Here is an 18907-nt window from a genome sequence, read left to right as displayed (position 1 = left end):
ACGAGTGTCACCTGAAGAGGAGAAATCATGGACAGTACCGAAAAGAATCTCAAGGAGGCTTTAGCAGGCGAAAGCCAGGCCAACCGCAAGTACCTAGCCTTTGCCAAGAAGGCCGAGCAGGACGGATACGCGAACGTCGCCCTCCTGTTTCGGACGGCCGCGGAGGCAGAAACCATCCACGCCCACGCCCATCTGGCCGCACTCGGCGGGGTCAAGTCGACTGCCGAGAATCTGAAGGCGGCCATCGAGGGCGAGACCTATGAGTACACCAAGATGTACCCGCCGATGCTGCAGCTCGCGGAGAAGGACAACCACAAGGCCAAACGCATGTTCGCCTTTGCCGTCAAGGCCGAGGCGGTGCACGCGGAACTCTACAAGCGGGCCCTCAAGGCTGTCGAGCAGGGCAAGGACCTGACCGAGACTTCGTTCTACCTCTGCCCGATCTGCGGGCACATCGAGATAGGCAAGCCGCCGGCATCCTGCCCGATCTGCGGAGCCAAGGCCGACAAGTTCATCCAGGTGTGACCGGCCCGCAGCGTGCGAGATGGCAGGGAAACGCCGATGGTGGGACTGGCCGGGAGGTGCCCGTGACTGCACAGAACGTCCAGGCGTGGGAGTGCATCGTCTGCGGTTACATCCACGAGGGACCCGCGCCGCCCGACGAGTGTCCACTCTGCGGCGCCCCCCGCAGTGAGTTCAAACTGCGCCGGTCAAGCACCCCGCGTCTACCCGCCGTCGGCGGGCCCGAGGCCGTTCGTGTTGCCGTTCTGGGGGCAGGAATCGCCGGACTGACCGCGGTCGAGTCGATTCGGTCCGCCTCCCCGACCGCCCAGGTCACCCTAATCTCCGAGGAGCAACACCTCCCTTACCAGCGATTGAACCTCACCCGATACCTGGCCGACGAGATCGCTGAGGATCAGCTTCCAATCCACCCCGCCTCGTGGTACGAACAGCACCACTTGCAGCTTCTGCTCGGCACCGAGGCCGCCAGGATCGACCTGAGCCGGCGGTCCATCGTCCTGGCAGATGGCCAAAGCATCGCTTTCGACAAGCTCATCCTGGCGACCGGGGCAACGGCCGCCGTTCCGCCCATTCCGGGCGCCGCGGCGGAGAACGTCCGGTGCCTTCGGACTCTGGACGACGCCAAGGTGGTGCTCGGCTGGGCCAGGCCGGGAGCCCGCTGCGTCTGTATCGGCGGCGGTATTCTGGGCTTGGAGGCGGCCGGGGCTCTCGCTCGTCGCGGTGTCGAGGTCGCCCTGATCGAAGGTCAAGCATGGCTCCTGCCCCGACAGCTGAACGAGAGGGCGTCCCGCGTGCTACAGAAGCAGGTCACCGGCCTGGGGATCCGGCTCTACCACCGCGCCGGCGTGTCCCGTATCGCCGGCGAAGGCCGGGCTCGCGAGGTGCTCCTGCAGGACGGCTCAAGCCTGCCCGCGGATTTCGTCATCCTCGCCACCGGCGTGAAGCCCACCACCGCACTGGCCGAGCAGTGCGGGCTGACCGTGAATCGAGGCATCGTGGTCAACGATCAGCTGGTGACCTCCGATCCGAACATCCTGGCCGCCGGCGACGTCGCTGAACACCGGGGGACGGTCTACGGCCTGTGGACGGTGTCACAGAATCAGGGCCACATCGCCGGGCTGAGCGCACTCGGCGGGCAGGTGGCATTCGACGGGGTGCCAAGGTCCAACTTCCTCAAGGTGCTCGGGGTGGGCCTCTTCAGCATCGGGGCCATCGAACCCGAGGGCCCCGAAGGGAGGGCACTCGAGCAGGAAACGGACAGTGGATATCAGCGGTTCGTGTTCCGCGGCGGTCGCCTCGTCGGGGCCATCCTCCTCGGTGACACCCGCGCCGCGACGGCGGTCAAGTCAGCGGTCGAACGAGCGGATGATCTCGGTGGTCTCCTGCAACGGCGCCTCCCCGCCGCGGTAGTCCTTGCGCACCTCGTGGATCAGGAAGCCGGGGCTCGGCGGAGCTGACTCATCTGCCCAGGCGAAACAGCCGCCCGTCCCCCGGCGCGAGCTTGGTGCTCACCTCGCGTTCAGCGCTCAACGCCGGCCGGTCAATCCATCTGCCCGGCTTGCGGTCAAGTTCTTCCAGTCTGTCGCCGGGCAAGCCGAACCGGTTCTTCCGTGGTGTTGTTGAAGCCCCATGGGCAGGATGGGAACCCTGTCGGGGATGCATCGGTGGGTTCGTCACGTGGGCGGCGCGTTTCTCGAACCGATGAGTCCTGCCAGGGCCTGCCGCACCTGATCATTGAAACCGGAAAACGCTTGCCCCTGGAAGAAAATGACGGGCAGGTAGCCGAAGCTCGCCGATACCCCCTGGCTCTGCTCGTACTGAGCCCTCAGCTCCTGGAAATAGGCAAGGCCGGCCGAATCGGTAGTCAAGTGCTCCTCGATGATCAAATCCGGATACTCCGACCGCACGTCCGCGAGCCAGTTCAATGCGTCCAGGCACATCGACCCCATGCCGTTGTGGAAGATCATGAGCGTATCTCTGCCGGCCGGCGTCTCCTCCGAGGACGGAGGGGCACATCCGCCGCTCATCAGGCAAACCGTCCAGGCAGACATCAGCCATCCAAGGCATCGTCTCACGGGGCACCACAAGGGTTGTACATCTGATCCACATCCGCCAGCTCATCCAGCGTCGTCGTCGGTGCAGGCGTCGTATACTGTACTTCACGGTTGATCGGAATCAAGCTTATCGGCAGCCGTAGACAGACTCCGTTCTCCGGTTTTAGCCACTCGTCGAAATCGGCTGCCCACCGGATTTCCCCGGCATCGAGCAGCCAGTCATACACATCCCACCACGCCTGTTTCATGCCGCCGAGGTAGGTGTGGGAGGCGAACATGATCCGCTTGGGCATCTTGGCGATGGATTGCTCGATGACCTGCTTGAATTCCTGAGCCGTGGAGCCCCTTGCCCACAGCGAGTAGTCGCAAAGGCTGCCCCGGCCCATATCCGCAAAGGTCACGTTGCTGACCGAGATAATATCGCACTCGTATTCGTCGGGATCGTAGACGATGACCTCGACATCGCTAGTTCCTCGGGCCAGGATGTAATCGATGCCTAACGCGTCCGCGGCCTTCAGCGTATTCTCGTCGTAGGCGAAGTACTTTGAACCGAAGACCCGCATCGGTTTTCCGGTCACCTGTTCGACGAGAGTCTTCGTCTCGGTCATGATCTGCAACTGGGTCTCGTAGGCCACATCCCACATCGCCAGTTCGGCATATCCACCGGCGATTTCGTGCCCCTGGTCCGCCAACCATTTGATTTCGGCGGGGTACTCCTCGATCATGTTCTTCTGGATGAATGCCAGAGACTTCAGGCCTCGTTGCTGCAGTTCGTGCGCCCAGTTACGCAGTCCCTGAATCTCTTCGAATTCGATCAACTGGATCAGCCCTGAGGGTTTCGCCGTATCGTCTGAAGAGGTCGTCTCCGGCCAGGGCAGGCAGCCCGCCATCACCACTAATACAGACGCCGCACTCATGATCCTTCGCGTTGGTGTCATGGCAACCTCCTCAACCGGATGGCCAGCTCGGCCACGCGTTCTCCAAGGTGGCGAGCGGTCTGCAGACCGAAATCGTCACCTTCTACTCCACCCTCGCCGCCACTAAGCACCGTTGCGCCAGAGTGAGCCGTCGGCCGTTCATCGCTGACGCAAATCATATCATGGCATTGCATGGCCGCCTGCACAACCTGAATAGCCAGTTCCTGCCCGCCGTTGCGAACGCCACCAACCGCCAGAACGCCGCTGATGCGGTCGCGAAAGACCCATCCGTTCCTGCGGAACATCGCGCAGCGGTCAAGGAAAGCCCTGCACTGAGCGGTTACGCTGCCGAAGTATACTGGTGTGCCGATGATCATCCCAGCAAGCCGCTCCGGCGGCGCGAACCTTGAATCGGGAATCGGTTCCATGGAGCACCTGGCCAGGGTTCAGCCTCACGAGGCGTCGGGCACACAGCGATCGAGTTCCGACCGAACGTTGGCCCACAGACTCCGGACGTCCATCGCCACGCCGTCGTCGCGAGCTTCCACGATGGTCCGCCCCTGCACCTGGGCAGCCGTGATTGCCCGGTCGTAACGGATCCGTCCGGCCACGACGATCGAATTCCCACCGCAGAACTCCTCGATCCGAGCCGAAACCTCAGGATTGATGTCCCATTTGTTGATGCACACGGCCAGCGGTATATCAAAGTGGTGAGTGAGCTGGGCGACGCGTTTCAGGTCATGCTCGCCGCTGGGGGTGGGCTCAGTGACCACGAGGACGAAAGCGGCGCCGTTGATGGATGCGATGACCGGGCATCCGATTCCCGGAGGGCCGTCCACGATGATGAGTGAACGGCCCTGCTCTTGGGCCACACGGCGGGCTTCCGTACGAACCGTGGAGACCAGCTTGCCGGAGTTCTCGGCCGCGATGCCCAAACGTGCATGAACCAGCGGTCCGCAGCGGGTATCGGAGACCATCCACTCGCCGCACACACGTTCCGTGAGCGCGATAGCCTGAGTCGGGCACACGCGAACGCACACACCGCATCCTTCACAGGCTACGGGGTCGATCGCGTAGGCGCCCACCTCCCTGTCTCCACCGGTCTCCCTCATGGCTCTGATCATGTCCAGCATCTTGGCCGGGCACGACCGTTCGCAGGAGTCGCAGTCTTCGCAGTTGGCGCTGGGCACGCGACCCGTCGGAACCAGGCCGGCGTCTGATGCGCGGACCACCGCTCCGTAACGGCAGTGAGTCAGACATAGGCCGCAACCGATGCACAATTCCTGCCGAATCGTCGCCTCGTGTCCACAGCGGAATTCATGACGTTCGCGAACCTGAGGAGAGAGAAGCAGGTGCAGGTCGGCCGCGTCCACATCGCAGTCGGCGACCACGGGGCGATCGGCCAACGCGGCAAAGGACGCCGCCGCGCTGGTCTTGCCCGTCCCGCCCTTGCCGCTGATGATAACGAGTTCTCTCATGAAACGCTCCCCTGGCTTGCCGCGGACACAGCTGACGATCGTGGCACAACGGTGACCAGACTGTGGAGGAGGCGCTCAAAGATGGACCGGTACTGCGATGAGACCGAGGAGGCCAACTCGCCGTGCGAGTAGGCTTCGGCGACCTTTCGGTCATCGGGGATCTCGATCAAGATCGGTACTTCTTCACTCCGACAGTAGTCCCGTACGAGAGAGATCCCTGTCTCGGCACGGTTCACAACCACGCCCAGCGGTAGGCCGAGAGCCCGCACCATCTCCACGGCCAGTCTCAGGTCATGTAGTCCAAAGGGCGTCGGCTCGGTGACCAGCAGTACGTAGTCCGAACCCCGAGTGGCCTCGATGACCGGGCAACTTGTCCCCGGTGGTGCGTCGATCACGGTCAGGTCGGCCCGCGGTGACGCCGTCTTGACCTGGCGAATGAGAGGGGTGCTCATCGCCTCGCCGACATTGAGCAGCCCCTGGGTGACCTGGACATCGGCCGACCAGCCCATCTCCAGGGTGCCGATGGTCCGGGGCACTTCCGAGATGGCTGCGCTGGGGCAGGCCAATACACATCCTCCGCATCCGTGGCACAGCTCTGCATAGACCAGGACGGTCACACCCAAGGGGACGATCGCGCTGAACTGACAGGCTTCTTGGCACCGTCCACAGTGCGTACACTTGGCTTCGTTCACCCGCGGCACAGGGCGTGTCACCGGCCGGCAAACCGTCCAATCCGGCTTGAGAAACAGGTGCCCGTTCGGAGCCTCCACGTCGCAGTCGACAAAGGCAACGCTACGGCCATCTAGCGACGCCACATGAGCCAGGTTCGTCGCGACGGTCGTCTTGCCGGTTCCGCCTTTGCCGCTGGCAATTACGATTCTCATGATGCTCGATGGATCTCCTTACCGGCGCACAATCAGCGCGCCCACGCGACACTGGAGACCTCTGGCGATAACGGTGCATTCGGCCTTAAGCAGAAAGAACAGATTCGCACGCGCTCTCCATAGTCGGCGAAGCGCCAGCGAGAAAGCCCCGGCCAAACGGTTCGGTGTGCCCTCAGCCCGCAGGCCTTCCCGCCGAATCGGATGCGAGGAGCCACGTTCTCCCCGGCTCCCCTGCGGGCGTGCGACGCCCCGTCTGGTTCGCCTAATCTCAGTCCGTCTTTGCCTGTTCTGACTCCAGCGCCGCGATGCGTTGCCGAAGCTGCTCCAGGGTCTGCTCGAGATGGCCAGCCTGGTTCTTCAGCATCTGCACCTCGTCGGCCGGTGCCGGTGCGGGGCCCAGAGGTACGACGCCGGGGACTTCTTCGCGGGCCCAGAGCGGCTGGCCGGTCGCGTAGTACTGGTGCCGCCACCCATGGCGACCGCCACCTCGTCCCCTGCCGAAACCGCCCATGCCCCGGCCGCGTCCGGGCATCGGATTCATGAATCCGGGCATGGTGTACCCCGTGCAGTAGCCCGCACCTCGGCCGGTCATTGGCCCCATTCCCATCGGTCCGGTTCCATCGCCTGCTGGCATGTTTGTATCTCCATTTCAATTGTCTCGTTGTTCATCAGGGTCTCGATGCGGTCACCTCGTGACCGCTCCGATCCACGCCATTTCTTCAGTGTCAGAGCTCCCGGCGATGCCCGTGCATCCGCCGCTGCCGTGCTCCTCGCCCTCCCGCACGCTCCGGTTCGTTCTCCCGCGAACAACTGCCACCGTGCCCCCCTCGAAACCTCCGGCGCCGGCAACAGCCAGGCATGCGGAACACATCGTTTGCCAGGTCGCCGATCAGGAAACTCCGAATCACGTCATTCACCTGTCCGCAGATCTGAGAGATCACCTGTACCCCGGCCGCGTTCAAGGCCGTCTCAAGAGGCCAGGAGATCGCTCCGCAGATGAGAATGCTCGCCTGGAGTTGGGCGACCTGCTGGGCTCGCCTGGCAGGATCGTTGGTCGTCGGCAGAGCGACCTCCTGCCGCCCGATTTCGCGACTCTCCTCCACCTCGATCAGCAGCAGATTGGTCGCCACGTCGAAAACGGGGGACACGCGATCCTGCCATTGGGGGACGACCATTCTCATCGTGGTTTGAGAGGACACACGCGGTGTGCCAAGCGGCCAGGGCATCGCGCTATCGATATAAAAACTTATGTATTAAAGGTTTATGGCCTTATGGACCCCTGTGGTTATGCCGGGATTATATTGCAGAATGCAATGACTACCCCATTTCAGATATTGCAGTTTGCATATCTGGCACTATCATACGGACGGCAGAGTGTTGCCCTGGAGGCTGACTTGGTGAACGCGGCCAAGTTGCCCGAATCGCAGAGTGTTATTCTCGACTCGATCAATGAGGGCGTCTTCACCGTTGACCTTGAGTGGCGGGTCACGGCCTTCAATCAGGCGGCCGAGCGGATCACCGGCATCGACCGGCAGGACGCCCTGGGCGGACCGGGCTGCGAGGTTTTCCGGGCCAGCATTCGTGAGAGCGCCTGCGTCTTGCGGCGCACCCTCACGACCGGCAAACCGATCGTGAACGCCACCGCCCACATCGTGAGCGACACCGGGCAACTGATCCCGATTCGGATTTCCATCGCCCTGCTTAAGGACGCCGGCGGGGCGGTCATCGGAGGCGTGGAGACGTTCCAGGATCTTAGCCAGATCGTGCAACTGAAAAAGGAACTCGAGGCGCGTTACACGTTTGAGGATACTGTCGGCCGAAGTCCGGCCATGACCAGCCTGTTTCAGGTGCTTCCTCAGATCGCCGAGACGGACAGCACTGTCCAGATCGAGGGAGCCAGCGGGACGGGCAAGGAGTTGTTCGCCCGGGCGATTCACAACCTGTCACGCCGCAAGAAGAAGCGTTTCATGGCCATCAACTGTGCGGCCTTGCCGGATACGCTGCTGGAATCCGGGCTCTTTGGTCACAAAGCAGGGGCCTTCACCGATGCCCGCAAGGACAAGCCTGGCCGCTTCGCACTGGCCGACGGTGGAACCATCTTCCTCGACGAGATCGGCGACATCTCTCAGGCGATGCAGGTCCGCCTGCTTCGCGTTCTCCAGGAGAGATCTATCGAACCCCTGGGTTTCGCTCGAGTCAGTCGAAGTGAACCGATTGCAGGGCAAAGACATCGTCGGCGTGTCGAACGAAGCTCTCGCCCGGCTCATGGAGCACGAGTATCCGGGCAACGTTCGCGAACTCGAGAATATCATCGAGCAGGCCTTTGTGCTCTGCCACGGCGGGGTAATCGAACTCCACCACCTGCCGCCCGAGCTACATGCCGCTCCCGGTCACTCAGACGGCGAGGTCGGTAGCCTCACTTCCTTGGCGGTGATGGAACGACTGCTCATCGCCGAGGCCCTCCGCCGACATCAGGGCAACCGCCGAAAGGCCGCCCGCGACCTAGGCATCGACCCCAGCACCCTGTTCCGCAGGCTCAAGACCCTGAGGATCGAATTGCCGCCGACTGACAGTCGAAGCCATCGCCGGTAGAATTGCACTTTGCAACATTATCCCGTCCTGTTCGCGCCGTCGGGGCGGCCGTACGAAACCCAGATGGCATCATAATCATCTTCTAGAAAAGGAGTTACGAATTAGCCGGGCGCAGGCGGCCCCCGATGGAACGTCGCATGCACGGAGAGCGATCGTTGTCTTGAGGACGAAAGGAATCCAATGCGCATCATCGTGACGGCTCGCCATCCGGAAACGAACGCACCCGAGCCGGACGAATCGAATTGACTGTCATTCAGTAATTGTCGAGAGGAGCAACTCATGAAGATTGCCGTGCCGGTCGCCAATGGCCGCTTATGCCTGCACTTCGGGCACTGCTCGCAGTTTGTCATTCATGAAGTGGACCCCGCGGTCAAGAGAACGCTGCGAAGGGAATACCTGACCCCACCACCCCACGAACCGGGTGTGCTGCCCCGCTGGCTCCACGAAAAGGGCGTGAATGCCGTCATTGCCGGCGGCATGGGCCAGCGGGCACAGCAGCTGTTCGCGGAGAATGGAGTCGAGGTCATTGTCGGCGCGCCCGACGGCGATCCTGACGAGATCGTCGCCGCCTATCTGTCGGGGAACCTGAAAGCCGGTGACAACATCTGTGATCACTGACCTCAGCCGCAAGTGCCATCCCTCGTGCCTGGTGTGCGGCAGCGACCGGCCGGACGGCCTGGGTCTGCGTTTCCAGCGGCAAGCCGACGGGAGTGTTATCGCCGAGTTCGACTGCGGTGCGACGTTCCAGGGCTATCCCGACCGCATGCACGGCGGCGTCACCGCCATGTTGCTCGATGCCGCGATGACCCATTGCCTTTTCGCCAGAAACGTTGCCGGACTGACCGCGAAGCTCGCCATTCGCTATCACCGTGCGGTGACCGTCGGCGTGCCGGCCACCGTTCGGGCGCGGATCGTGGACGCCCAGCCGCCGCTCTACTACCTCGAGTCCGAGGTTGTCCAGAACGGTGACATCCGTACCACCGCGAAAGCGACCTTCTGGGATTCGGCTTACGGAGACTTGGTCTGCGAATCCGACCTCGATTCGGCGGAGCATCGACCCGTCTGTTCGTCGCAGACCTGAAACTAAGAAGAGGCCGAGGAGCCGATTGTCCGTTCAAAGAGGTGATGACTCGTCGTGGTCAAGCGATTAGCGATCACGGTCCTCGCGGAGAACACCGTCATCCGAGGCGGCCTGCTGGCGGAACACGGGCTGGCGCTCTGGGTCGAGTCCCTTGATTGGCTCGCGTCGCGCGTAGGACGGATCTTCTCGACTCGCGCCAATCCGGTGGAGTTGAGTGCAGGAGTCTGGCTTACCGGCCAGATCCCGCGGCACCACGATTGTGAGGACACCGGCGGGTCGTTCTTCCTCGACGAGTCACTCACCGAACTGGATGCGATCATCGATGACCAGGCCCTCTACGTGAAGACCGGCAACGGCATCGTCGTGTTGTTGGGCTGCGCCCATGCCGGCGTCGCGAACACGCTGGACCACGTCTGTGCATCGACTGGAGAAGATCGGATCCACGCTGTTCTCGGCGGCATGCATCTGCTGAACGCGAACGAGCGACGCTTGGATCGGACTAGCCAGAGGCTTCGTGATCTTGCGGTGCAACGAATCGGCCTCGCTCACTGTACCGGCTTCGGCCCGATGGTCAGGTTGTATCAGGAATTGCCGTATCGGTGTTTCCAATGTGCGAGTGGAATGCGAGTCCAGTTTGAGTGATCCCGGTGGAAGGAGAGCCGCTTTCCGGTTTGGCCCCACAGGGGGCTCCTGCGTCAATCCGGAGAACTGGAACGGCTCATAGACGGAGCAGGCGCTGCAGGACCGGAGTCGCGGTATAATCGTTGGGCCACGCTCGGCGGACCAGCCGGTCAAGGTCCAGAAGGCGTTTTTGCTGGATGGCGGACGGACCGTGGACTGGAGTCAGGTCATCCTCTCCATCGCAGCCACGGGGCATGCAGGGCAAGTCGCTTCCGATCATCGCGATGTCGGGAGTAACGTCCAAGGAGACTCCTGATGACGAGATTCCTACCTAGGCTTTATCCTGGATGGGTGTATGACTACTTCTGCCGTCAATTCCTCAGAAGTCGTCGCTACTCGTATGCTCAGTGCGGCGAGGACATGATATTGGATGTGATCTTCCTGAACAGGGACAACGGTTTCTATGTTGATGTGGGGGCGAACAATCCCTTTGAGCAATCGAACACATGTCATTTCTACAGAAAGGGCTGGACGGGCATCAATATCGATGCTCTTCCCAACAGCATGAGGGAGTTCAACAAGCACCGGCCCCGCGACATCAACCTGGAGATACCGATCTCAGATATAGAAGAGGTTTTGATCTACCATATGTATGAAACCTCCTTTTATAACGGGTTTTCTCCCGCGGAGCCTGCGGACATTGATCACGTGAAGCTAATCGGTACGAGGTCGGTGCAAACGCAAACACTGTCAAGAGTGCTGGACGGACATGTTTTGGGTCATGAGATTGACTTCTTGTCCGTTGATGTGGAAGGATGGGACTTGAGAGTGCTTAAGTCAAATGACTGGTCGAGATTCAGGCCCAAGGTGGTGGTCGTCGAGTCCTTCGCGTACGGCGATAGTGCAAGCAGCACTACAGCTGGAATTGGCGGGTATCTGGACCAAAATGGCTACCTGTATCTGTGCGGTACGCTCGTGAATGCATTCTACATCGAGCGCTCCTTCTGCCGAAGTCGGTTCGGCGGGTGTCGAGAGCCTGGACCCTGATCAAGTGCAACCCGCGTTCCTCCCCTTGTTGCCGTAACCACAGCCAGCATCATTCAGGGCATTGTGAGAAGCCCTGTCCCAGCACTCCGCGATCCCAATCGTTCCCTGGGTGCGCTCACCGTCGTCGGGCCGCAACCGTTCGTGCTCGGCTGCGATGTAGCCGGCGATGATGGCGTGCAGGGTGTTCCCGATTTTCGGGTTGGTCGCGGGCTCCGGGGTGCTTCCGTCGTCATCGTCGCGGTCCCTCCCGTAGCTGGCCCGGATCCAGTGACGGTACTCCCGCTCGGATTCGTCGTGGGATCGCTGTAAACGGACCTGGCACACCTTGCCATGGGCATCCCGAGATGATATACCATAGCAATCGGATGCGTCCGACATGCGCGGGAGTCTGGGAATGCGGTGGCGTCGTTTCTTGTCCTGGACCATGCGGATGAGGATATGGACTGCCCATTGTCGGGTCAGCTGAACGGGTCGAGAAGGGCCTTCTGGAAACGCGACTTGTCAACTTAACGACTTGCCCCGATGACGCAGAGTTGGGTGTAAGTCATTATGAATTAATGAGTTCGCACCGCTAGCTCAATTGGATAGAGCATCGGCCTACGGAGCCGAAGGTTGCAGGTTCGACTCCTGCGCGGTGTAGTTTGCCAGCCGTTGACTTTGAACGACAAGCCCTGTCAGATTCAGCAGTTGCGGCACAATCCAGCGAAGACAGATTCCCGCCCGATGCGTCAGCGGATGCCCCGATTTGTGCCGGTTTGTACTCTGTAAAACAAACTGCGTCACAAACTGGCGATTCAGTTACCTCTGCACTTCTGGCGTTGTGCGTCCCCGTCGCCCGCAGCCGTTCCCGGCCATCATCCAGGGGAACCAAGGGCAGCTTGGCCAAGGCTCCCCGAAGATCGATCAGGCTTACGTCGGTGTAGTCATCGGTGACCGTGTTCCGAGCGTGCCTCATCAGGATTTGCCGGGTGGTTAACGGCACCCCGGCGGCGGCCAGCAGACTGTTGAAGTCGTTCAACGCGGTGGGATAGTGGTAGGCGTTCACGATGGCGATGGCATGGGACCCTCCGGTCGAAGGCATGTTGTAGAAGGACCGGATCTACGCCGGCGTCATGCCCCCGGCCGGCCCCAGGCCGCCCCCAGGCGTCAACAGCACCCGGTAGTTGGTCTGGAACCGCAGTCCCTGCTCCAGGGGATTCCTGGCGTTGCTGGGCGGTACGAGCACGTTCGGCGGTGGCCCGACTTGCGCCTGGACCGGCCCCGCCAACACGGCGGCAAGCACGGCCAAGCCGAATAAAATGGCCGCGCTGTGCGCTTTCATGGGATATGCCTCCTTTTTAGAGTGCTGTGAATTCTCCTACGGAACCTCTCTCGATAAGCCGCTCACCCGAGCTATGGTCAGTTGTTTTGTTGCTCTTCTGCCTTCCACAGGAAGGCATGGTTGTCTTCTCGGTTGACGGAACTCCAGGCATAGCCGACGATGTTGCCGGCAGCGTCAATGCCGGTAGCCACGGCGTTGGTGAATCCCGCCGGGAGGAAGGTGTTCAGGTCAACCACGCCGGCTGCGTTCCCCGCCCACAGCAGGGCGTGCTGTGTCCCGTCTGCGTCAAAGCCATAGCCGACCTGCTGCCCGCCGCACACGCCAAAGGCCAGTGAGGACGTGAATCCGGCGGGATGCAGATCCACGACGCTGGCCGCGCTCCCCGTCCACAGCAGGGCGTGCTGTGTTCCGTCTGTGCGGGTGCCATAGCCCACCTGCTGCCCGCCGCCCACACCATGGGCCGCCGAGGCCGTGAACCCGGCAGGATTCAGATCCACCACGCTGGCCGCGCTTCCCGTCCACAACAGGGCGTGACACTGGGCGACGGAGGAGCCTCCTTTCTTGTTGGTGTTGTGTTGGACGAAGCCATAACCCACCTGCTGCCCGCCGCCCACGCCCCAGGCCAGGGAAAATGTGAACCCGACGGGATGCAGGTCAACAGCACTGGCAGCAGTTCCCGTCCACAGCAGGGCGTGAGACTGCGTAACGTAGGAGCCTCCTTTCTTTGGCGTGTAATGGTAGATGCGGCCTTCACCCACCTGCTGCCCGCCGCCTATGGCATAGGCCCACGATTCCGCGAACCCGGCGGGATGCAGGTCCACGGCGCTGGCCGCACTCCCCGTCCACAGCATGGCGTGGACATAGTTGACGAGGTACGGGGCGACGTATGGGTAACGACCTCCAATCATGTAGTACACCCTGCCCCAGCCCGCCTGCTGCACGCCGTCCGTGTCTTCGGCGCCCGACCACGTAAACCCGGCGGGATTCAGGTCCACAGCGGTGTCAGCGCTCCCGGTCCACAGCATGGCGCTGACTGAGTAGCTGCTGGCCAGGCCATAGCAGCCGTAGCCCACCTGCTGCCCGCCGCACACGCCGGAGGCCCACGACTCAGTAAGCCTGGCGGGATTCAGATCTACGGCCTGGTAAGGAGTTCGCGTTGGCGGCGCCGCGTCGAGAACGGACGCCGCAAGCCCCATCACGAGCACAACGATGGATGGCAGACTCCTTCGCTCAAATGCGGCATCCACCGGTGCCGCGCAGACGGTACTGCGTTTGGCTGCTTGTCGATCTTCCATTTTCCGTGTTCCTTTCTTTTGCCCGCTCGGACAACAGGCGCCCGAGCGTGCGTTCTTCCTTACGTCATGTCTCCACTCTCGCCGCCGTGCGCGGGCGGTGAGGGCCGGGATTAGAATTGAAAGGCGTCGTCCGGCTCGTTCTGGTCAACCCGACTTCCGCCAGTGAGTGTGACTGAGGAAGTGTCCGGAGCACCGAAGAGGACGCCGGTGCCAACTGCGTAACCTCCGCCCATAGCCGCACCGCCCCCGGCACCGCCCATAGCCCGATTGTGGCGGATCGTGCTGTCTGTAATGGTCAGGGTCGTACTCGTGCCAATGGCCGTGGCCCACGGGACAAACTCAACGTCAAGGCCCCCCCCCACGCCGGGGCCACCGGGCGCACCGCTGCCGCCGGCACCGCCCACGACTTCGTTGTCGAAGAGCAGGCACTTGACGATGGTCGCCGGAAGGCCGCTGTGAACCTCGATAGCGCCGCCCAGGGCAGCACTCCCCTCACCGCCATCACTGCCAGCGGACCCGATGACTTGATTGCCCACGAAGCTGCTTTCGCGGATGTCCAGAGTCCCCCCCCAGGTTGCGAGGGCACCACCCACGCATGCGGTGTTGAAGTCGTTGGGTGCGGCGTCGGGTCTCAGCGCAGCACCGACGGCCCGGTTACCCCTGAAAGCAGAGTTCAGGATGGTCGTGTTTCCGGAAGTATCAATGGCCCCACTCTGCCCGTAACCATAGCTCCAAAGCGGGTCAGCCGCGTCGCCGCCTGGTGTGCCTGTGGCCTCGTTGTCCTCGAACGTTGAGTTCGAAATGATCAGGGTCGCCCCGGAACCGTCGTCTATGTTCCAGTCGGCGTTCCGGATGGCGCCGCCAACGCCCACTCCTCCGATACCGCCGCCGACAGCCTGGTTATCGGTGAATGTGCAGTTGGCGACGGTGGTCAAGGTGCTGGCAAGCGAGAGGGCCGACTCCACGTTGAGAACCCCGCCAGTGCCGTAACCCCCGAAGCCGCCGTTGCCTCCGAGGGCCTGATTGGAAGTGAAGGAACAGTCAGTGACGGTCATGGTCGAGGTATCCTCCGAGAACCCGTTCGAGAGAGCGCCGCCGATGCCAGCGCCGTCCATGTTGCCGGGGCTGCCGGCGTCGGAAGCGATGGTCTGATTACGGGTGAACGTGCAGCGCTGGATGGTACACACGGGGCTGTAGGCGGCAGGGCCGCCACTGCCGATCGCGCCGCCCACGCTATACCCGCCATCGACGCCCTCGTCGGCGGGGCCGCCGATCGCTTGGTTGTCGGTAAACGTGCTGTCTGTGATCCAGGCGGTCCCCCAATTGTCAATGGCACCGCTAGACCCGATGCCATCAAACTCGGCGCTCGGAGAGTGGCGGCGGCCGCCGATGGCCTGATTCCCGGTGAACAGGCAATTACTAACAGTGAGTGTTCCGAGGTTCCCACAGGCAACAGCACCGCCCCCGCACAAGCCGCCCATCTTTTGCCCGTTAGGATTCCTGGTGGCGCCGCCCATGGCTTGATTGCCGTTGAACGTATCGTGATTGAGGGTGGCTGTTCCTTGATTCCAGATAGCGCCCCCAAGGCCTAGGCCGCCGGGCTGACGACCGCCGTCGCCACCAACGGCCTGGTTGGCGAGAAAGCTCATGTGGCTCGCGGTCAGGGCACCCCCGGCCAGAGTCAAAACGGCGCCACCGCCGGCATCCTTGCCGGGCGCCCCAATTACCTGTCCATTGGCAAGGGTCAGGTTTTTCAGGGTCAGGGCCGCCCCAGGGGCTACAACGAACAGGCGGAACGCGGGCGTGCCCGGGGCCGTGCTCCGGGCGATGGTGGCGCCGCTGCCTCGAATGGTAAGGTTGTTGTTGGCGGCGATCACCGGGAGCCCCGTCGGCCCGTTGGTGGTGTTATTCACCGCGGTCAGGGTGAAGGTCGCGCCGCGCGCCAGGGTGATGGTGTTCGATCCGCCGGCCAGGTTGGAAGCGTTGATGGCGGCGATCAGGTCGGCGACGCTGGCGGCGGTCCAACTCCTTCCGCCATCAACTCGTATTGCGGTCTGCCCGGTCGCCGGCCCGGGAAGCAGAACGAGGGCCATTACCGCGAGCACGGCGCATACCATGTAACGTCTCATCGCATTGCTCCTTTGTGTTTGGGTTCCTCAGTTTGAATCTCCAATCTTCCCGATAAGCCCCGCAACCTGCTCTCCCGTTGCCGCGTCGCGATTGCCGGTTGTCGGGCATCACGTCCTTTCGTGTCGTTTCTCCTGCCGGGCACGGGTCTCAGCAGGCAGAAGGGGCGACAGGCCGTCAGTGCCGTGGCAGCGAGGGAAGCACTGTGTTAATCACCCAGTCGATGAAGTCCAGCGTTTCGGGGAGGTCCACGCGCCAGGCAACGTTGATGGCCACGAGGTTTGGATCGCCGTGGCCCGTCAGAGCCACGAGCACGAGGGTTCCATCGGGCTTGACCCAGAACGCGGGTCCGCCGGAGTCGCCGTAGCCCGTGCCGCCGTTGCCGGTGGCGGGATTCATCAGGGTGTAAAGCCACCCCGGGCTCAAGGCGAGGTAGTCGGAGTGGGCGAAGCGGCGCAGGCCGTCGACCGGCACGACCTCCGGAGGGGGCTGAGGGGGCCAGTTGCCGGTCGAGCCGTAGCCTGCGACGATAAAGGGCACTCCGCCCTGGCCCGGTTCGCGGAGCAACCCCGCCGTCTTCAGGTCGTCAAGGAAGCCTTCATCGGGCAGCTTGGCCAGCGGCACTTTGCGGATTCTGACGGGCCTCTTCAGTATGATGACGCCCACATCGTTGCAGGATTGGTTCCAGGCAAGGGGATTGTAATTGGGGTGCGTGATGACCGTTTGGACCTCGTGCCAAGTCGAGGGGTCAAGAGCATTCGTGCCGAAGCTGACGAAGGACAAAGGGATAACCCACGGATTCTCCTCCGGGAATATCGTGCCATGCCCGGCGGTAAGGAGCACACGCGGATGGATCAGTATTCCCGAACACCCCACGCTCGGCCCCGAACCATCTGGTGGCAGCCACACGACAGCTCCGACGTTGGAATAGGTGTTGTTTTCGTCCACCTCGCCGCCGGTGATGGCCCAGGCCGGGCCGCTGAAGCCGGTCGTAATCAGCGGCAGCGCAACTGCGCCTGCGAGCAGCCTGGAAACCCACTTCGTTGGGAAAAGCACTTTCGCGTTCATGACAGCAGCCTCCTTCTGAATACAGGGATCGAAAGATGCAAAACTTGTCTCACACGTTTTCCTTCGGCATCTGAGTTTCGCTCTGGGCATGACCTCCTTCCATGTCAGTTGTCATGCTCGGCGCGGGTGGCACCGAACAGCAAAAACGAAGGGCCGCCCCTACTATGGGAGCGACGGAAGCACTGTGTTGATCACCCAGTCGATGAAATCCAGCGTTTCGGGGATGTCCACTCGCCAGTAGAAGTTCATCGCCACGCAGTTCGGGTCGCCCCAGCTTGTGATGCCCACGAGCACACGCGTTCCGTCGGGCTCAATCCAGAACGCGGGCCCGCCCGAGTCGCCGAAGCCCGTGCCGCCGTTGCCCGTTGCGAAGTTCTGCTGGGCCAGCAGCCAGCCGGGGAGCAAGGCGAGGTAGTCGGAATCGGCGAACCGACGCCAGCCATCGCCAGCCGTGATTACCGGCGGGGGCCGATCGAGCGTCGAGCCGTAGCCTGCCACGGTGAAGGGCGCCCCGCCTTGGTCCGGCTGCCGAAGCAGCTTCGCCTTCTTGAGATCGTCAAGGAAGCCTGCGTAAGGGAGGTTCGCCAGCGGCACGTTGCAGATGGGTTCCTTTAGGATAATGACGCCCACGTCGTGCGGAGACTGCTCGGGAATGGGCTCGTAGTTGGGATATGTGATAAAGGCTTCGATCTCGAGCCAGGTGCTGGGATCGAAAGCGTTCTTCCCAAAGCTGAAATAGCAGTCAGGGGTTAACTCCGGATGCTGCTGCGAGTAGATTGTGCAATGCCCGGCGGTGAGGACCACGCGCGGATGGATCAGTGTTCCCGAGTGAGCAACGATCGGCTCCGAACCTGGTGGCGCGTACACCATAGCCCCGACGTTGCGGTAGGTGTTGTTTTGGTCCACTTCGCCACCGGTGATGGCCCAGGCCGGGCCGCTGAAAGCGGCCGAGACCAAGAGCACGGCAACGGCACCTGCGAACAGCCTGGAAGCCCGCTTGGTTGGGAAAAACGCTCTCGCTTTCATGACAGTAGCCTCCTTATTGACATGTGGTGAAGCTGAGCCCTTGTCCTCGATTCGGTACAAGCCGTACGCTTGGACCGGGGCGTGCAGGTCTGCCATCCGAGGCAATCCTGGACCGGTGAAGACCCTCCTCGCGTGCGGGATGCTGCGGGCCGCCCCAAAGCGGGGGCAATCCCCAGTAGATCAGGCGAGAACGAAGGGGAGAATTCACGCTTGTGGTCCGGAAATGCGAAAGATATCATGTAAGTTTGTCATTTCCGGAAGACGTCTCAGCACCTGAGTGGCGGGCACCTCTGACGACAGCCGTTCGCAGGGAGACGCTCATGCCCAAGGCGGAGAGCGAGTTAGTGTCCCGAGCGTGTGAGGGTGACGACGAAGCCCTGATGGTCCTCTTGCGCGCCCACGGGCCGGAGGTCCGCCGTCGGGTGGGGGCCGACATCGATCCCCGGTGGCAGCGGCAAATCGAGCTCGACGATCTCATGCAGGTCACTTACATGGAGGCGTTCTTGTCCATCCGCGGTTTCCCCCCGCACGAAGAGGGCGCGTTCGGGGCCTGGCTGCTGCGGATCGCCCGCAACAACCTGTGCGACGCCATACGGGCACTGCGGGAAGCCAAGAAACCGGACGCTCGGAAACGCATCGAGCTGGCGGGCGATGAGTCCTATGTCGGGTTGATGGAAACGCTGACCCGCTCGTCGGCCACGCCGAGCCGTAGCGCCATCCGCCACGAGGAGGTTGCCATGATGAAGTCGGCCATCGACAAGCTCCCGGAGACGTACCGCCGCGTGGTCGAGCAGTTTGACATCGAGTTCCGCCCGCCCGCCGAAATCGCGCGGGCCCTGGGGCGGTCCGTCGGAGCGGTGTACATGGTCCGGAC

Annotated in this window: 22 protein-coding genes and 1 tRNA gene; 10 read left to right on the top strand and 13 right to left on the bottom strand. The window is 62.4% G+C overall.

Annotated elements, in window-relative coordinates; all coding sequences use genetic code 11:
- Positions 1-27: 27 nt before the first annotated feature.
- Both KA354_06495 and KA354_06490 read left to right on the top strand, forming a co-directional pair.
- The gene (locus KA354_06495; GenBank protein MBP7934281.1) at positions 28-525 is read left to right on the top strand and encodes a rubrerythrin family protein; all 498 of its coding nucleotides are present in this window, start codon (positions 28-30) and stop codon (positions 523-525) included.
- Positions 526-587: 62 nt separating this feature from the next.
- Positions 588-1979, top strand: coding sequence for an FAD-dependent oxidoreductase (locus KA354_06490; GenBank protein ID MBP7934280.1), 1392 nt, complete (start codon positions 588-590; stop codon positions 1977-1979).
- 216 nt (positions 1980-2195) lie between these two features.
- On the opposite strand, the gene KA354_06485 is transcribed toward KA354_06490, so the two are convergent.
- The 7 genes from KA354_06485 to KA354_06455 all read right to left on the bottom strand — a co-directional run bounded on the left by KA354_06485 (position 2196) and on the right by KA354_06455 (position 7081).
- Positions 2196-2573, bottom strand: coding sequence for a hypothetical protein (locus KA354_06485; protein MBP7934279.1), 378 nt, complete (start codon positions 2571-2573; stop codon positions 2196-2198).
- A gap of 20 nt (positions 2574-2593) precedes the next feature.
- Positions 2594-3514, bottom strand: coding sequence for a polysaccharide deacetylase family protein (locus KA354_06480; GenBank protein MBP7934278.1), 921 nt, complete (start codon positions 3512-3514; stop codon positions 2594-2596).
- Positions 3511-3921 (bottom strand): flavodoxin family protein, encoded by a 411-nt coding sequence (locus KA354_06475; GenBank protein ID MBP7934277.1) that lies wholly within the window; start codon positions 3919-3921, stop codon positions 3511-3513. The genes KA354_06480 and KA354_06475 overlap by 4 nt, the downstream gene beginning before the upstream one ends.
- Positions 3922-3945: 24 nt before the next feature.
- A complete protein-coding gene (locus KA354_06470; GenBank protein ID MBP7934276.1) occupies positions 3946-4971 on the bottom strand; it encodes a 4Fe-4S binding protein in 1026 nt (341 codons plus the stop codon).
- Complete coding sequence (locus KA354_06465; protein ID MBP7934275.1) at positions 4968-5855, bottom strand: ATP-binding protein; 888 nt, start codon at positions 5853-5855, stop codon at positions 4968-4970. The genes KA354_06470 and KA354_06465 overlap by 4 nt, the downstream gene beginning before the upstream one ends.
- 268 nt (positions 5856-6123) lie before the next feature.
- Positions 6124-6489 (bottom strand): DUF5320 domain-containing protein, encoded by a 366-nt coding sequence (locus KA354_06460; GenBank protein MBP7934274.1) that lies wholly within the window; start codon positions 6487-6489, stop codon positions 6124-6126.
- Between the two features lie 91 nt (positions 6490-6580).
- Positions 6581-7081 carry a hypothetical protein gene (locus KA354_06455; GenBank protein ID MBP7934273.1) on the bottom strand — a complete coding sequence of 167 codons (501 nt, stop codon included), beginning with the start codon at positions 7079-7081 and terminating at the stop codon, positions 6581-6583.
- An 87-nt stretch (positions 7082-7168) separates the two neighbouring features.
- Between KA354_06455 and KA354_06450 the strand changes: the two genes are divergently transcribed.
- The 6 genes from KA354_06450 to KA354_06425 all read left to right on the top strand — a co-directional run bounded on the left by KA354_06450 (position 7169) and on the right by KA354_06425 (position 11196).
- Positions 7169-8269 carry a sigma 54-interacting transcriptional regulator gene (locus tag KA354_06450; GenBank protein ID MBP7934272.1) on the top strand — a complete coding sequence of 367 codons (1101 nt, stop codon included), beginning with the start codon at positions 7169-7171 and terminating at the stop codon, positions 8267-8269.
- Positions 8270-8288: 19 nt separating this feature from the next.
- Positions 8289-8447 (top strand): hypothetical protein, encoded by a 159-nt coding sequence (locus tag KA354_06445; protein ID MBP7934271.1) that lies wholly within the window; start codon positions 8289-8291, stop codon positions 8445-8447.
- Between the two features lie 279 nt (positions 8448-8726).
- Positions 8727-9065, top strand: coding sequence for a NifB/NifX family molybdenum-iron cluster-binding protein (locus tag KA354_06440; protein ID MBP7934270.1), 339 nt, complete (start codon positions 8727-8729; stop codon positions 9063-9065).
- Entirely contained in the window at positions 9055-9528 is a 474-nt protein-coding gene (locus tag KA354_06435) for a PaaI family thioesterase (protein MBP7934269.1), read from the top strand. The genes KA354_06440 and KA354_06435 overlap by 11 nt, the downstream gene beginning before the upstream one ends.
- A 54-nt stretch (positions 9529-9582) precedes the next feature.
- Positions 9583-10170, top strand: a complete 588-nt coding sequence (locus tag KA354_06430) for an MBL fold metallo-hydrolase (protein MBP7934268.1) — start codon at positions 9583-9585, stop codon at positions 10168-10170.
- A gap of 294 nt (positions 10171-10464) precedes the next feature.
- Positions 10465-11196 (top strand): FkbM family methyltransferase, encoded by a 732-nt coding sequence (locus KA354_06425; GenBank protein MBP7934267.1) that lies wholly within the window; start codon positions 10465-10467, stop codon positions 11194-11196.
- On the opposite strand, the gene KA354_06420 is transcribed toward KA354_06425, so the two are convergent.
- Complete coding sequence (locus KA354_06420; GenBank protein MBP7934266.1) at positions 11197-11574, bottom strand: hypothetical protein; 378 nt, start codon at positions 11572-11574, stop codon at positions 11197-11199.
- A 187-nt stretch (positions 11575-11761) separates the two neighbouring features.
- Here KA354_06420 and KA354_06415 point away from each other — a divergent pair.
- Positions 11762-11835: transfer RNA gene (locus tag KA354_06415), tRNA-Arg, on the top strand.
- A 460-nt stretch (positions 11836-12295) separates the two neighbouring features.
- Here KA354_06415 and KA354_06410 read toward each other — a convergent pair.
- The 5 genes from KA354_06410 to KA354_06390 form a co-directional block, all read right to left on the bottom strand.
- On the bottom strand, positions 12296-12517 hold the full coding sequence (locus KA354_06410) for a hypothetical protein (GenBank protein MBP7934265.1): 222 nt from the start codon (positions 12515-12517) through the stop codon (positions 12296-12298).
- Between the two features lie 77 nt (positions 12518-12594).
- Positions 12595-13812, bottom strand: coding sequence for a hypothetical protein (locus tag KA354_06405; protein MBP7934264.1), 1218 nt, complete (start codon positions 13810-13812; stop codon positions 12595-12597).
- Between the two features lie 110 nt (positions 13813-13922).
- On the bottom strand, positions 13923-15941 hold the full coding sequence (locus KA354_06400) for a hypothetical protein (GenBank protein ID MBP7934263.1): 2019 nt from the start codon (positions 15939-15941) through the stop codon (positions 13923-13925).
- Positions 15942-16116: 175 nt separating this feature from the next.
- Positions 16117-17007 (bottom strand): trypsin-like serine protease, encoded by an 891-nt coding sequence (locus tag KA354_06395; GenBank protein MBP7934262.1) that lies wholly within the window; start codon positions 17005-17007, stop codon positions 16117-16119.
- A 162-nt stretch (positions 17008-17169) separates the two neighbouring features.
- Positions 17170-18033, bottom strand: coding sequence for a trypsin-like serine protease (locus KA354_06390; protein MBP7934261.1), 864 nt, complete (start codon positions 18031-18033; stop codon positions 17170-17172).
- A gap of 320 nt (positions 18034-18353) precedes the next feature.
- Here KA354_06390 and KA354_06385 point away from each other — a divergent pair.
- Positions 18354-18907 (top strand): sigma-70 family RNA polymerase sigma factor (locus tag KA354_06385; GenBank protein MBP7934260.1); only part of this gene is annotated, 554 nt, incomplete at its 3' end.

Source organism: Phycisphaerae bacterium (genome assembly GCA_018003015.1).
Taxonomy (GTDB): domain Bacteria; phylum Planctomycetota; class Phycisphaerae; order UBA1845; family PWPN01; genus JAGNEZ01.
This window is presented reverse-complemented; position numbering and strand designations above follow the sequence as displayed.

Excerpts from the sequence above, each read along its gene's own strand:
- KA354_06495 (MBP7934281.1), top strand. The coding sequence starts at position 28 with ATGGACAGTACCGAAAAGAATCTCAAGGAGGCTTTAGCAGGCGAAAGC.
- KA354_06485 (MBP7934279.1), bottom strand. The coding sequence starts at position 2,573 with ATGTCTGCCTGGACGGTTTGCCTGATGAGCGGCGGATGTGCCCCTCCG.
- KA354_06480 (MBP7934278.1), bottom strand. The coding sequence starts at position 3,514 with ATGACACCAACGCGAAGGATCATGAGTGCGGCGTCTGTATTAGTGGTG.
- KA354_06475 (MBP7934277.1), bottom strand. The coding sequence starts at position 3,921 with ATGGAACCGATTCCCGATTCAAGGTTCGCGCCGCCGGAGCGGCTTGCT.
- KA354_06470 (MBP7934276.1), bottom strand. The coding sequence starts at position 4,971 with ATGAGAGAACTCGTTATCATCAGCGGCAAGGGCGGGACGGGCAAGACC.
- KA354_06465 (MBP7934275.1), bottom strand. The coding sequence starts at position 5,855 with ATGAGAATCGTAATTGCCAGCGGCAAAGGCGGAACCGGCAAGACGACC.
- KA354_06460 (MBP7934274.1), bottom strand. The coding sequence starts at position 6,489 with ATGCCAGCAGGCGATGGAACCGGACCGATGGGAATGGGGCCAATGACC.
- KA354_06455 (MBP7934273.1), bottom strand. The coding sequence starts at position 7,081 with ATGCCCTGGCCGCTTGGCACACCGCGTGTGTCCTCTCAAACCACGATG.
- KA354_06450 (MBP7934272.1), top strand. The coding sequence starts at position 7,169 with ATGACTACCCCATTTCAGATATTGCAGTTTGCATATCTGGCACTATCA.
- KA354_06445 (MBP7934271.1), top strand. The coding sequence starts at position 8,289 with ATGGAACGACTGCTCATCGCCGAGGCCCTCCGCCGACATCAGGGCAAC.
- KA354_06440 (MBP7934270.1), top strand. The coding sequence starts at position 8,727 with ATGAAGATTGCCGTGCCGGTCGCCAATGGCCGCTTATGCCTGCACTTC.
- KA354_06425 (MBP7934267.1), top strand. The coding sequence starts at position 10,465 with ATGACGAGATTCCTACCTAGGCTTTATCCTGGATGGGTGTATGACTAC.
- KA354_06420 (MBP7934266.1), bottom strand. The coding sequence starts at position 11,574 with ATGTCGGACGCATCCGATTGCTATGGTATATCATCTCGGGATGCCCAT.
- KA354_06410 (MBP7934265.1), bottom strand. The coding sequence starts at position 12,517 with ATGAAAGCGCACAGCGCGGCCATTTTATTCGGCTTGGCCGTGCTTGCC.
- KA354_06405 (MBP7934264.1), bottom strand. The coding sequence starts at position 13,812 with ATGGAAGATCGACAAGCAGCCAAACGCAGTACCGTCTGCGCGGCACCG.
- KA354_06400 (MBP7934263.1), bottom strand. The coding sequence starts at position 15,941 with ATGAGACGTTACATGGTATGCGCCGTGCTCGCGGTAATGGCCCTCGTT.
- KA354_06395 (MBP7934262.1), bottom strand. The coding sequence starts at position 17,007 with ATGAACGCGAAAGTGCTTTTCCCAACGAAGTGGGTTTCCAGGCTGCTC.
- KA354_06390 (MBP7934261.1), bottom strand. The coding sequence starts at position 18,033 with ATGAAAGCGAGAGCGTTTTTCCCAACCAAGCGGGCTTCCAGGCTGTTC.